This is a genomic window from Pseudomonas sp. WS 5021 (assembly GCF_012985535.1).
GTDB lineage: Bacteria > Pseudomonadota > Gammaproteobacteria > Pseudomonadales > Pseudomonadaceae > Aquipseudomonas.
Genome location: NZ_JAAQWP010000005.1, coordinates 466,668 through 480,194 on the forward strand (window position 1 = coordinate 466,668; position 13,527 = coordinate 480,194).

The 13,527-nt window shown below is 61.5% G+C and carries 11 protein-coding genes; 2 read left to right on the plus strand and 9 right to left on the minus strand.

Annotation, left to right across the window (positions count from 1 at the left end; translation table 11 throughout):
* Window positions 1-58: 58 nt before the first annotated feature.
* The 6 genes from HBO19_RS18580 to HBO19_RS18605 form a co-directional block, all read right to left on the minus strand.
* The gene (locus tag HBO19_RS18580; RefSeq protein ID WP_170058040.1) at window positions 59-1,201 is read right to left on the minus strand and encodes an aromatic ring-hydroxylating dioxygenase subunit alpha; all 1,143 of its coding nucleotides are present in this window, start codon (window positions 1,199-1,201) and stop codon (window positions 59-61) included.
* A gap of 41 nt (window positions 1,202-1,242) precedes the next feature.
* Window positions 1,243-2,346: a mandelate racemase/muconate lactonizing enzyme family protein gene (locus HBO19_RS18585; RefSeq protein WP_170058041.1), complete on the minus strand. Its 1,104-nt coding sequence runs from the start codon at window positions 2,344-2,346 to the stop codon at window positions 1,243-1,245.
* Window positions 2,343-3,713, minus strand: coding sequence for an NAD(P)-dependent oxidoreductase (locus HBO19_RS18590; RefSeq protein WP_170058042.1), 1,371 nt, complete (start codon window positions 3,711-3,713; stop codon window positions 2,343-2,345). The genes HBO19_RS18585 and HBO19_RS18590 overlap by 4 nt, the downstream gene beginning before the upstream one ends.
* 23 nt (window positions 3,714-3,736) lie before the next feature.
* Window positions 3,737-4,666 (minus strand): isopenicillin N synthase family oxygenase, encoded by a 930-nt coding sequence (locus HBO19_RS18595; RefSeq protein WP_169955269.1) that lies wholly within the window; start codon window positions 4,664-4,666, stop codon window positions 3,737-3,739.
* Window positions 4,667-4,679: 13 nt separating this feature from the next.
* On the minus strand, window positions 4,680-5,354 hold the full coding sequence (locus HBO19_RS18600; protein WP_170058043.1) for a class I SAM-dependent methyltransferase: 675 nt from the start codon (window positions 5,352-5,354) through the stop codon (window positions 4,680-4,682).
* Window positions 5,355-5,684: 330 nt separating this feature from the next.
* Entirely contained in the window at window positions 5,685-6,596 is a 912-nt protein-coding gene (locus tag HBO19_RS18605; protein WP_169955267.1) for a LysR substrate-binding domain-containing protein, read from the minus strand.
* Window positions 6,597-7,028: 432 nt separating this feature from the next.
* Here HBO19_RS18605 and HBO19_RS18610 point away from each other — a divergent pair, with 432 nt between their 5' ends.
* On the plus strand, window positions 7,029-7,718 hold the full coding sequence (locus HBO19_RS18610) for an isochorismatase family protein (protein ID WP_170058044.1): 690 nt from the start codon (window positions 7,029-7,031) through the stop codon (window positions 7,716-7,718).
* A 64-nt stretch (window positions 7,719-7,782) separates the two neighbouring features.
* A complete protein-coding gene (gene ycaC, locus HBO19_RS18615; protein WP_032861405.1) occupies window positions 7,783-8,409 on the plus strand; it encodes an isochorismate family cysteine hydrolase YcaC in 627 nt (208 codons plus the stop codon).
* Between the two features lie 567 nt (window positions 8,410-8,976).
* On the opposite strand, the gene HBO19_RS18620 is transcribed toward ycaC, so the two are convergent.
* Genes HBO19_RS18620 through HBO19_RS18630 form a run of 3 tightly spaced genes read right to left on the minus strand, consistent with a single transcriptional unit; the run spans window position 8,977 to window position 13,487 of the window.
* Complete coding sequence (locus HBO19_RS18620; protein WP_170058045.1) at window positions 8,977-10,314, minus strand: cation:proton antiporter; 1,338 nt, start codon at window positions 10,312-10,314, stop codon at window positions 8,977-8,979.
* 24 nt (window positions 10,315-10,338) lie between these two features.
* Window positions 10,339-11,811 (minus strand): amidase, encoded by a 1,473-nt coding sequence (locus HBO19_RS18625; protein WP_262386283.1) that lies wholly within the window; start codon window positions 11,809-11,811, stop codon window positions 10,339-10,341.
* A gap of 5 nt (window positions 11,812-11,816) precedes the next feature.
* Window positions 11,817-13,487 (minus strand): tryptophan 7-halogenase, encoded by a 1,671-nt coding sequence (locus HBO19_RS18630; RefSeq protein WP_170058047.1) that lies wholly within the window; start codon window positions 13,485-13,487, stop codon window positions 11,817-11,819.
* Between the last annotated feature and the right edge of the window lie 40 nt (window positions 13,488-13,527).

Below are 13,527 nucleotides of genomic sequence, written 5' to 3' on the forward strand. Positions count from 1 at the left end.
TGTGCCCTGGCTGAACCGGCAAGCCGGCTCAGTCAGGGGGCATCGGCCTACACGGGGCTTAGGGATCTTCGGCGAGCAGCAGGCCGAGGGCTGCCAGGGTTTTTTTCTGGATGTCATGCACGGCGTGTTCGCTGTTGGCGCCCAGGCCTGGGTCGACGATAAAGCGCCCCTGCTGGTAGCCATCACTGCTCAAGCCGCGCTGCACGCTGGCGCACAGCGGCACATCTTCTTCACGAATCACCGCCACAAAGTCGATGACTTCCTGTTCTTCGCGCGTGGGGGTGGCCGCCTCGCAGAACCATTCGACCACCTGCACGGTGTGATCCACCGCGAGCGGGATGTGATGCAGCACATTCATATAGCCTCCTGGGTAAACCTCCAGGCAAAAATTCGGCCATAGGTACCAGGCGCCAAACTGGCGGGACTGGGCTGAGGTCTGCTTCATCGTATATCCCTGGTTCTCACCGCTGTCGTGGCTGACATGGGCGTGGTAATGCTCATGGATCGCCAAGTGGTAGCTCTTCAGGTCCAGGGTGGCCATGGACAGCGTCGGGTGGCACATCGGGCAGTGATAACACTCCGAATAGTTCTCCACCGAAACCTTCCAGTTCGACTGCACGCTGTAGTCCTTGGAGTAGGCATGGACCAAGCGTTCCGGTGCGGGGGCGAACGCGCGGATGGAGTCCTCCAGGCCGGGCAGCAGGGTTTGCATGGAGGCGCAGTGGCTGTCGAAGTTGATAAAGATAAACCCGCAAAATACCTCAAGGCGGATGGGTGCGAGTTGCACCTGCGCGGTGCTGAAGTTCTTGACGTGTTCGGACTTGCGCGCACTGATCAGTTGGCCCTGGGTGTTGTAGGCCCAGGCATGGTAAGGGCAGGTCAGCAGCCCGGGCACATGCCCGCGGCCCTCCACGAGCCGATGTGCACGGTGCTGGCACACATTGTGGAAGGCCTTGAAGGTGCCATCCTGGTCCTTGACCACCAGGGCACTCTGGCGGCCCAGGTCGCGTACGTAATAGTCGCCGACCTGGGCCAGGGCTGACACGTGGCATACGTACTGCCAGGTCTTGCAGAAAATCAGCTGCATTTCCTGCTCGAACAGCCCGCTGTCCACATAGTGTTCGCTGGGCAAGGTGAAGGATGCAAAGGGGTCGGCGGCAAAGCCTCGAGCCAGGTGCGGGGACGATGGGGCGCTGGACATGGAACCTCCATGGATCAACGGGGATAAAGGGGTGGGGGGGCTCAGCTGTACTGGGCGAGCGCCGATTCGAAACACCGGGGGTCAAGGTCAAGCCCCAGCCCCGGCCTGTCCTGTACATAGGCGCGGCCCTGGCGAATATCGAACCCGCCCGTGGCCAGTTGCACATCGTGGTGGCGGCAACAGTTCCAGCTCGCACGATGAAAACGCGCCGGCGTCGCGGTGGCCAGGTGCATGACGGCGCTGTCGGACACCAGCGTGCCGCCGACGTCCTCGATGTTCATCTGGATCCCGTGATGGAGGCAGAAGTCGCGCAGTTGCCGGGCCTTGGTCAAGCCGCCGACCCGGGCGATTTTCAGCCCGATGACCTGGGTGATGTTATGGCGCTGGGCGTACACCAGGTCGGCCAGGGTCACGATGGACTCATCCAGGATGATCGGGTTGCGGGTCAGCTCGCGCACGGCGCGGCATTGGTCCATGGACTCACAGGGCTGTTCGAAACACACCGTGGGATCCTGCACGCTGTTCATCACCGCGACGGCATCGGCCACCGTCCAGGCGCGATTGACATCGAAGGTGATCACCTCGCCCGGCAGGCGTTGCTCGATCAGGCTGTTGATCCGCGCGACATCCTCCACGACACCGGTACCCACCTTGCACGAATGGGTACGATAACCCTGCTGGCGGGCGGCTTGCAGGTGCGTCGCCATGTGCTCGGGATCACCTGTGGGGATGCTGCTCTGCAAGGCAATCGAGGCCTGGAATTTGCCTCCCAGCAAGGCATACACCGGCAACTGGCAGTGCTTGCCCAGAATGTCCCAGCAGGCCAGGTCAATGGCCGCTTTTACATAGGGGTGCCCGGGCAGCATGACGTCCATGCGCTCGTTGATCTGCTCCAGGTACAGCGGGTTCTCCCCCAGCAGGTGCGGCGCCAGTTCCGCGATCCCCGCCCGTACGCCTTTGGCATAGGCCGGCAGGTAGGTGGCGCCCCATGGGCAGCTTTCTCCCACCCCCTGCAAGCCGCTGTCGGTGCCGATCACCACCACGGTGGAGTCCAGCGCGGCATAGTGCAGGCGCCCGCCGCTGAGGCTGTATTTTTCCTTGAGCGGCACATCGAACTGATAGACCTTGATCGACGTTATTTTCATGGCGCACATACCCCCTCGGCGAGGGCCAGGCCCGGTATCCGGCGTGGGATGGCCGCATCCAGGATCGATTGTTGGAAGATCCGGTTGATCACGCTCAGTTGCAGCGCGTGGCGTTTTTGCTCGACCACCGCGATGCTGTCGAAACACGGCTCGTAGCTGTCCAGGTGTTCGGCCACCCAGCTGGGGCCACAGCTCCAGTTGACCACCTGGGTGATCAGCGTCGGTGACAGGCCCATGGCGGTGCCGATCTCAGCCGCTTCGCCAAGGATGACCCGGTTGATGCAAGCGAGAAACTCCACCAGGTGCGCCGCCAGCTTGATCTTCTGATTGTCGGTAAAGGTGATGCCGCAATGGAACGCGTGCGGCAGGGTGGGGGTGATGCGACCTAAGGCATCCTCGGTAAAGGCGCCGCTATGGCGGTAGGCGCGATTGGCTCCGTAGGGCGAGGGCGCCTGGAAGCCCGGCAGGGCAAGGGCAATGCGATTTTCCTGTTCGCTCAAGGCGGCGATCTTGACGTGATTGTCCTGGCTGTCGAACTGTGCGCCTGCCTGTCGATAACGCTCAGCGACGATGCGCCCCAACGGCATCGCCACTCCCAGCTCATCGGCCAGCGCCTCGGTGAGGTTCATGTCCTTGACCGTGATCTCCAGGGTGCAGGAATGGTCATAGCTGGCGTCGAGCATAAAGGGGGTCAACTGGTTGCTGACAAAGCAGTTGCCACGGGAGGTCTTGACGAAATCCCACAGCCAATGCAGCGGGATCTCATGGGCCCTGGCCAATACCAGTAACTCGGCCCACACGGCGGTCGCAGCGTAGAACAGTAGGTTGGTCAGCAGCTTGACGGACTGCCCGGCGCCGATCTCGCCCACGTAAAACGCCTTGCGGCCCATGGTCTCCAACACGTTGCGGCTCAATTGATAACCGCGCTCATCGCCCCCGATGTAAAAGCACACGTTGGCGAAATCCACCCCCATGTGCGACAGGTTGCTGACCGGGGCTTCCAGGCTGTAGATGGATTTTTGCCGGGCCAGCCCGGCGATGTAGCGGGTGTTGTGGTAGTCGGTGGTGGAGGTGTCGATCCACACCGAATGCGCCGCCATCCCGGCCAGCGCGCCGTGCGGCCCGGTCATGTTTTCCAGTACATGATGGGGCAGAGGCAGGCAGGTCACGACCACCTCACAGCCACTGGCGCACAGTGCCGGGGTGGCCTTCCAGCAGGCACCGGCGGCGATCACCGAGCGTGTGTGTGCCGCGTCGATGTCATACACCTGCACGGCGTAGCCGGCGTGCAGCAGGCGCTCCACCAGGGGGCGGCCCATATTTCCGACGCCGATGAAGGCGATTTTGCTTGGCGTTGCGCTGTCCATATCGCTTCTCCTGTGGGGCTGCTTCAAGCGAACTCGCGCGCCCTGCCGGCGCCCTGGCCGGACACCCAGATGGAATTAAAGTTGTCGAGCATCACCTGTTGGCAGGCGACCGTTGCGTCGCCGCCCAGGGGCGTGAACACCGCATCGATGTTCGGGTACACAAAAAACGGCAACGACACTCTGGCGGTGCTGGCGCGGTGGATGACCTGGTGCGGTGTGCTGGTGAACAGGCCGTTGCTCCACTTCATCAACATATCGCCGAGATTGACCACCACCTCGTGTTTGCGGCACGGCACGTCGATCCAGCGCCCCTGGGAAAACGCACTGAGGGCGCAGGCATCTCGCGGGTCCTGGAACAGCAAAGTAAACATGCCGTTATCGGTGTGCTTGCCCGCGCCGCTGCCCGACGGCGGGTAATACAGGGCGCGCTGGATCAACACCGGGTCGGAAAAAAAGCCCTGGAAAAATTCGCCATCCAGCCCCAGGGACCGGGCCAGGCCGCGCAACAGCGCGGGCACTACGCGGCTCATTACTTCGTGTTGCAGAGCCAGCATGGCCATGGCAAATCCGGGCGCCTGGTCGTCGCTGGGCAGCAGGTTTGGCCCGGTAAAAGGCAAGTCGCAGGCCGGTGCTTCCCGGCCCATGTCGAAATGCTGCTTGCGGTCGGGGCCGGTGGGCGCATGCAGGGTCTCGCCAAACGTATCGACATACCCACGGCACGTCTTGGGGCTGACTACTTGGCGGTCCTGGCCGAACTGCTTTTTGATCGACAGTGGCAGCGCAAAGAACTGGCGCGCCGTGGCCAAGGCATCCTCTATCAACGAGAGCCGGATACCATGATCGGCCAGGTAGAAGAATCCATCATTGACGCAACAATCGCGCAAACGGCTGACTTCATAATCTGCTTGGGTCGATGCAAGGCGCTCAAGGGAGATACTTTTGAGCACATCCATGTTCGACTCCTGATTATTTGTTGACGGCGAACGCCAAGTAGTGGGCTTGCACGTCGTTTAAGTAAGCAGCGTTCATAAAGGAGGGCAGTGCACAAAGTTGTGCAGAGGCGGTTAACTTGTCCAGGAATTTATCAAAGTGTTCGTCTTGATAAAAACTACAGCGAGTACTGAACAGAATCACTCCACCCTGCGTGGTAATGCGCATAAGTTCATGGATCGCCTCGATGGGTAAGTGGCCCTGGATAAACGCACCGCAACAAAAGGTCGCGTCATACTGGTTATCTGCAATCAATGGATTGTGTTCCGTAAGATCCACCCCGCCATACAGTCTGGCGTAGGCCTGGGTCTTGTGCGCCAGGTGGATCATGGCCGGCGACAGGTCACACCCGTCTACCGGCGCAAACCCCCGTAGCATCAGCTCTTTACCCACCAGGCCAGTGCCGCAGCAGGCATCCATGATACGCAGCGACTGGCGCTCCCGCGGGGCTCGGTGCAATGAGTCGAAGAGATCTGCGAGCATGCTGGGGCCGCAGTAATTTTCTTCAGAGACATCATTGTCATAATCGGCTGACCAGGTCTCGTAGTAGTTCTTTAGACGCGAATAGTCACGACCAAAGTTGAGTGCCTGATTCACGGAAGTTAATGGGGCAGTTGCGACGCCATTGCTTGCATAGTTTTCGCTGGCCATTCTGTATTCTCCGGAAAAATGTTTTTCTGGTTGAATTAGTTAATGGTACTGCGTGGGGTGTTCATTCTTGTTCGGTAACTACGATGGTGTAAAGCGGGGGATAGACGACTTATCCTACAAAATGCGCGACATGGTTAACTGGTCGTTATACATAACGTTTATTGAGCTGATGTAATTCCCGCCACTGGCGTCCAGTCACAGACGCCGGGGGCGATCAAGGGAGGTTGCCCGGGGTGCAGTGCTTTTCACGCCGTGGGAGGTACGCAGGATATGGGCCGAGCAGGGTACGGTTAATGGTCGCGGTCACACTTCGTCACCTTGGGCGCGGCCTCAGCTGTGCTGCTGTTGCTGCGCGGCAAACGCCTGCGCCAGAAAGTCGATCAACGTGCGCACCGACGGCAACAGTCCCCTCCTTGAAGGGAAGACGGCGGTGATCACGCCTTCGGTGGGGCGCCAATCGGGGAGCAGGCTGATCAGGCGCCCGTGTCTGATCTCATCCTCGACCACCGCCAGCGGCAGGTTGGCGACGCCCACGCCCTGGAGCACCGCGCTTTTCAGGGTGGGCATGTCATCGCTGATCAGCCGTGGTGCGTGGCAGATCTCGGCCGTCTCGCCTGCTGGCCCGGTCAGGCCCCAGACGTACTGCGCTGTCGGGTTGCCCCAGCAGATGGTCGGCAGTCCTGACAAATCGGCAGGGACCAGGGGCCGTGGATGCTCCTGTAAAAACCCCGGGCTCGCTACCAGCACCTGGGTGCTCCTGGCGAGCAGCTTCATCACCAGGTCGCTGCTTTCCAACGGTGGGAAGCACAGGTTCAGCGCAATGTCATAGCCCTCGCTGATCACATCGACCTTACGGTTGAAACTCTTCACGTTGAGCTCGACGCTGGGGCACTGCGCCATGAACTGGCCCAGCATCGGCGCCACCCAGTAATTGAGCAGGGCGGTGGTGCAACTCAGGCGAATCACCCCACGCGGCTCGGCCTTGTTGAAGGCGATCAGGTCCTCGGCCGACTCCGCCTCGGCGGTCATCGCCACGCAGTGGCGGTAATAGGCCAGGCCAATGTCGGTGACCTGGAACTGCCGGGTCGAGCGCTGTATCAGGCGTGCCCCCAGCCGCGCCTCCAACTGGCTGACCCGGCGGCTCAAGGTCGACTTGGGCATGTTGAGTGCCCGACCGGCCGCCGCGAAGCCACCATGCTCCACCACCTTGGCGTAGAGGAAGAGTTCATTCAGGTCGAACATGCGCATCGTTCCAATTTTGAGATGGTGAAGTCTAATTCAACCACTACCGAACACCTAGAGTGATGACTAAGGTGGAGCCGCTGTTTGTTTCAGGCCACACACGCGCAGTGAATCACGGTAGCGGCAGGGGGCATATGGGCTGGCACTCGGTGGGCTGGACTGGCTCGGGTGGGCCATTAGCGTTGGCTCCGTTCAGGGTAAATCTGCAGGAATGCAAAAAATGATCGCCTTGCGCTAACAAAAATTGCTGTGCGCAGGCGTTCCATTGTTGGAATTGTCAGCTGTTGCCAGGCGCTTCGAGGCCTGAGGTCCGAAAGCGAACTAACCTGGCGAGTCGTAACCCATTCATATCTGCACAGGACGTGCAGAGCCTGCCGGGCATTTGGCAGGCAGTCATGCCAGGGAGGTTCATCCACGCAAGAGGAAATGCAAATGAGCGCTTCAGGTAACGCTGCAAACTTTAATGGTCAGAAGCCGACGATTGACCCCACCGACACCGCCATGTTGCTGATCGACCACCAGAGTGGCCTGTTCCAGATCGTCAAGGACATTGATGTTCCTCAATTGCGCGCCAATGCCATTGCCTTGGCCAAGGCCGCGACCCTGCTGAAAATCCCGGTCATCACCACCGCTTCAGTGCCCCAGGGGCCGAACGGCCCGTTGATCCCGGAGATCCACGAGGCGGCGCCCCATGCCCAGTACGTGGCCCGGCGCGGCGAGATCAATGCCTGGGATAACCCCGAGTTCCACGCGGCGGTCAAGGCCACCGGCAAGAAGACCCTGGTGATTGCCGGCACCCTGACTAGCGTGTGCCTGGCGTTTCCGTCCATCGCGGCGGTGCATGAAGGCTACAAGGTGTTCGCCGTAGTCGACGCGTCGGGCAACCACTCGAAACTGGCCACCGACCTGACCGTCGCGCGCCTGGCCCAGGCCGGCGTGGTGCCGATCGACATCATGGGCACCCTGTCGGAACTGCAAGGCTCGTGGAACCGTCCGGATGCCCAGGAGTGGGCGAACGTCTACACCCAGGCCATGCCGCACTACCAACTGCTGATCGAGAGCTACATCAAGGCCCAGCAAGTGGCAAACAATCACGAAGAGCTAGACTCCCAGCGCAAGTAAATACGGCTGACCTTCCCCGGTGCGGTCCATTTGGGCAAGCACCTTTTTTATCAGGAGCATCATGATGTCTAAACCTTACGTTCGCCTGGACAAAGACAACGCAGCTGTCCTGCTGGTTGACCACCAGGCTGGCTTGCTGTCGCTGGTCCGCGATATCGAGCCCGACAAGTTCAAGAACAACGTCCTGGCCCTGGCTGACCTGGCCAAATACTTCAAGCTGCCGACCATCCTCACCACCAGCTTCGAAACCGGCCCCAACGGCCCGCTGGTGCCCGAGCTCAAGGCCCTGTTCCCGGACGCGCCGTACATTGCCCGCCCTGGGCAGATCAACGCCTGGGACAACGAAGACTTCGTCAAGGCCATCAAGGCCACCGGCAAGAAGCAACTGATCATCGCTGGCGTGGTGACCGAGGTGTGCGTGGCGTTCCCGGCACTGTCGGCCCTGGCCGAAGGCTATGACGTGTTTGTGGTGACCGATGCCTCCGGCACTTTCAACGAACTGACCCAGCAATCGGCCTGGGCCCGCATGACCGCCAACGGCGCCCAACTGATGACCTGGTTCGGCCTGGCGTGCGAGCTGCACCGCGACTGGCGCAACGATATCGAAGGCCTGGGGACCTTGTTCTCCAACCACATCCCGGACTATCGCAACCTGTTCACCAGCTACAACGCGTTGACCGAGGGCAAGTAAGCCCCAGCCCCCACCTCCTGTAGGAGCCGGCTTGCCGGCGAAAATCGTCAACGATAATGCGGGCAACCTGCAGAAACGCAGCCAGTTTGCGTTTTTCGCTGGCAAGCCAGCTCCTACAAAATGCCGGGGCTCATCTGACCTTGTAGGAGCCGGCTTGCCGGCGAAAATCGTCAACGATAATGCGGGCAACCTGCCGAAACGTAGCCAGTTTGCGTTTTTCGCTGGCAAGCCAGCTCCTACAAAAAGCCGGGGCTCATCTGACCCTGTAGGAGCCGGCTTGCCGGCGAAAATCGTCAACGATAATGCGGGCAACCTGCAAAAACGCAGCCAGTTTGCGTTTTTCGCTGGCAAGCCAGCTCCTACAAAAAGCCGGGGCTCATCTGACTCTGTAGGAGCCGGCTTGCCGGCGAAAATCGTCAACGATAATGCGGGCAACCTGCCGAAACGTAGCAAGTTTGCTTTTTTCGCTGGCAAGCCAGCTCCTACAAAAAGCCGGGGCTCATCTGACCCTGTAGGAGCCGGCTTGCCGGCGAAAATCGTCAACGATGACGCCGAGTGTCAGGTCTCTTATTTCACCGCAGCTTGGCCCACCAGCACGCGACGCTCCTCGCTCGTCAGCAGGCGGATCAGGGGCGAGGCGATAAAGGTACTGATGATGGCCATGATCACCAGCATGGTGAAGTACTCCTTGGGCAACACGCCCAGGTCATAGCCCACGTTGAGCACCACCAGTTCCATCAGCGCCCGGGTGTTCATGCACACGCCGATCAGCGCGCTGTTGCGCGGTGTCTCGCCCAGCCAGCGGCTGGCGCCGTAGGCCCCGAAGAATTTACTGGCGAACGCCACCAGGCACACCAAAAAGCAATTGAGCAGCGCCGTGTCGCCGTTGAGCGAGCCGATGTCGGTGCGCAGGCCGGTGTAGGCAAAGAACACCGGCAGGAAAAACGCATTGACCAGGCCACTGACCTTGGCATTCCACTGTGTGACAAAGGGTCGGTGGGTGTGCAAAGCGACGCCGATGATAAAGCCGCCAATAATCGAAAATACGCCGATCAGGTTGGTAATCACCGCACTGCCAAACAGCACGATCAGCATCAGGGAAATACCCTGGGCCGACAGCGGTTTGCGCTCCAGGTCGCCGATGATCCAGCGCAGCACCAAGGGTCGCACCACCCACAGCACCAGCACGATAAACACGGCCAGCGCAAGGATCCTGCCCAGGGAGGCCCACACGCTGAAGTTGGACGCGATGATCGACGTCACCCCACCGAGGATCAGCCAGCCGCACACATCATCGATCGCGGCCGCGCCAATCGTCAGGGTGGCCACGCGGGAGCGGGACAGCCCCAGTTCCATGAAGATCCGCCCGAGGATCGGCAGGGCGGTGATCGACAGCGCCGTGGCAAAAAACAGCTGGAAGGCCAGCAGCGGTGGCTTGTCGCCGACGATCTGTTGCCAGAAATACTCGGCCACCAGGAAGCCACTGGCAAACGGCACCAGCAGCCCACCCAGGCTGATCGCCATGATCGAGCGTTTACGCCCCTTGAGGTGGGCGCCGAATTCAAATTCCAGGCCCACCTGGAACATCAACAGAATCAGGCCGACCTGGGCCGTGGCGACAAAGGCGGTGGAGGTTTGCGGCACAAAGATACTGCTGAGCAGCTCCGGGAAAAAATAGCCCAGCAGGCTCGGGCCCAGGACCAGCCCGGCGAGAATTTCCCCGGCCACCGGGGTTTGCCCCAGGCAGCGGGTGCTGAGCCAGGAAATCAGGCGGCTGGCGCTGAAAATCACGATCAGTTGGATCAGGAACAACAGGGTCAAATGCTCGGCCTGGGAACCCACGGCCGATTGCCCGCCCGCAGGCGCAGGGGCTTGTAGCGTGATAGCGCTGGTGTTGGTTTGCATGGGGATGTCCTAGTACTTGAGGTGTCAGAGCGGGGGCTTGCGCCAACCGCCGAATTCCATTTCCAGAAAGCGCGCGGCGTCCAGTAACAACGCGTCCTGTCCCAGCCCGGCGACCAGTTGCACGGCCACCGGGCAGCCCTCGTCGAGGCGCCCCATGGGCACGCAAAGGGCCGGGAAACCGAGCACATTGAACAGCGCGCAATAGCCGATATCGAACGGGCGCTTCAGGGCACTGCCATGCGCCGGCGCCACGGTCGGCGTGGCAGGCAGCACCAGCATGCTCTGGCCGTCGAACAGCCCGGCCAGGGCCTGCTGCAAATGATCGCGCTGCTTGAGGAACCGCGAGAGCCCGGGGTTGCCTAGCCGATCGCCGCAACTGTCCATCAGGCTGGCGAGCAGTGGCCCCCGGGAAAACTGCGGCTTGCCGGCGAGGGCGGCATACAACGCCCGTGGATAATTCAGTGGCTGCCCATCCCCGAGGTAGTCGGCCAGGTGGATGCGGGTCTCGCACTTGAGCACGGCCAGCCAGATAAAAAAGGCGTTGGCAAAACACCCCTCATTCCAGGCTTGCACATCCACGCCCTGGTCTGCATAGCGCTGGCCGGTCTCGATCACCGCCGCCGTCACGGCGGGCGAGAGTGGCGTACCCCACTTCAGAGGGTCCGGCAGGCACACGAACACGCGCTTGAGCGTTGTCGCCCGGGCCGGTTGTTGATAGTCCGAGTGGATATTGCGGTCGATCCCGTCGCTGCCCGCGATGACTTCCAGCACGGCGCCCAGGTCCTCTGCGTAGCGGCACAACGGGCCGGCCGCAAAGTGGCTGGCAACGGCCTGGGACACCGGCAGCGACACGCGGTGTTCGTCCAGCGGCAGATGCCCGCTCAGCGGCACCAGCCCCCGCGATGGCTTCAAGCCAAAGATCCCATTGAACGCCGCCGGGATCCGGATCGAGCCGCCACCGTCGGTGCCCAGGGCAAAGGGCACGCATCCGCTGGCCACCAGCACCGAGTCGCCGCCGCTGCTGCCACCGGCGGTGCGCGAGGTGTCGTAGGGGTTGAGTGTGCGGCCATATACCAGGTTGTCCGTCTCGGGCCAGAGGGCCATTTCGGCCTGATTGCCCAGGGCCAGGGGGATGGCGCCGGCGGCCATCAGCCGTGCGGCCACCGTGGCGGTGCTGTGGGCGCGGGTGTTGCGGCGCAGGCGTGAGCCGCAGGTCTTGGGCTGCCCCGCAAGGCCCAGGCCCTCCTTCATGGAGAAGGGCACGCCATGCAAGCGTCCCAGTGGCCGCCCCTCAAGCACATCATTTTCGGCCCGGCGAGCGGCGTCGCGGGCCGCCGCGAACAGGTCGACCGCCATCGCATTGCACAGTGGCTGGACCTGCTCCAGGCGCGCAATGCATTGCTCGATCAGCTCCACGGGGGAAATCTGTTTGCCGCGGATCAACCCCGCCAGTTGCACGGCACTCAGTTCCAACAGGTCTGCCCCAACCTGCGCCATGCCGTTCATCCGCGACGTACCAGGTCGAGGAAGCCACCTTCTTTGCCAAACGGCGACTTGAGCAGCTCCGGCGACTCGCCATATTTGTAGAACAGCGAAGGCCGCAGGCGCAGGACCGCCGCCCGTGCCAGGTCCTGCACGGCGCCACAGCCATGGCGCAGTAGCAACGTGAGGTGACGTGCCGACAGCGACCACTTGACCATTTTCATCAGCCGCACCCGCAGCAGTGCCGAGCGCAGGTAATAGTTGGATGCGTAGATCGGCCGTGCGCGGTTTTCGGCCTTGTACAGGTCGAAGTTGATGGTGCGCGAGTAAAGGTTGGGCATCATCGTCGGGCTCAAGCCCGGGTTGGAGCGGCGGATCTCTTGCAGCAGGCAGGCAAACGGCAGCGGCGAGGGTTGCATCTCGCGGGTATAGCGCGGCAGCAGGTCGGCAAACTGCTGGGCCTGGTGACCATCGAGAAAGTCCCCGGTCATGTACATCGGCAGCACCACATGGAAGTACGCCATGTTGGCGAACAGCAGGGTCCAGCCCATCATGAACGGGTCGTCCATCACCTCGTACCACTTGCTCCAGGTGTCCTGCAGGGCCAGTTGCGCCTGGATATGCGATTCCAGGCAGTTGACGTAGGCGGGCGTGAGGCTGCCATGGATGTCCTTCTCGATCATCGCCGCCACCTGCGGGATCTGCTGCGCCACATAGGCCAGCCCGGCGCTGTTGGCCGGGTCGAAGGTAAAGGCCGCGTCACCCAGCAGGAACCAGCCTTCGGTCGAGTAGTACTGCCGCGCCTCGTACATGTAGTTGTGCATGGCCTGGGTATCGACCAACTGGCCCGACTCGATCAGCTCGGTGATGACCGGGTGGTCGGCCATGACCTTGTTTTTGAAGGCCTCCAGGGTGCTGATTTTTTCCTCGATCATGTCTGGGCGGTAGGTGATACCGATGCTGATCATCTCGTTGCCATCATCGCTGCGCATCGGGATCATCCAGATCCAGTAGCCCTTGCCGTAGAAATGGTGAGTCACGTAGTACGGGTCGTAACAGTGATGCTTGTCCTTGTGCGCGGTGATGCTGGACAAGATGCTGCGGTCGAAGTCCTTGAGCCTGAGCCAGAAGGTACTGCGCTGGTAGGTCGCCTCTTTGTGCAGCTTGAGCTTTTTTGCCATGAAGCGATTGCGGCCGGTGGCGTCCACCACCCAGTCGGCGGTCAGTTGCTGTTGCTCGTCGGCGGCGCTGCGCAGGGTCAGCAGATGGGTGGCGTGCTCGCCGGCGTTGAGGTCGACGGCGGTGACGTCGGCCTCGATCATGTCTACTTGATGCTCGCCGACGATCTGGCGCAGGTCCTTGTCGAAACTGAAGCGGTTGAGGTTGTAGGCCGGCATGCGGATCACGCCGGGTGCCTCGTGGACCACGTAGTTGCGGCACTCGGGGTTGTTGCGCAGCTTCAGGTAATAGGTCAGGCCGTACTTGTGGTAGTGCTTTTCTTCCAGCAGGCGCCCCAGCCCCAGGCCCTTGAAGAAGTGGGTGGTCAACTCGACCGTGGACTCGCCGACGATCGGGCGCTTGCGGTCCGGGCGCCCGATCAGGATGACTTCGACACCCGGTAGCCTTTTCTTGAAGTACAGCGCGGCCAGGTGACCGGCGACGCCGGCCCCCATGATTGCGATTCGTTTCATGTCGTCAGTCCCTGAACAAGTGGGGTCGCCGAAGGCGTGG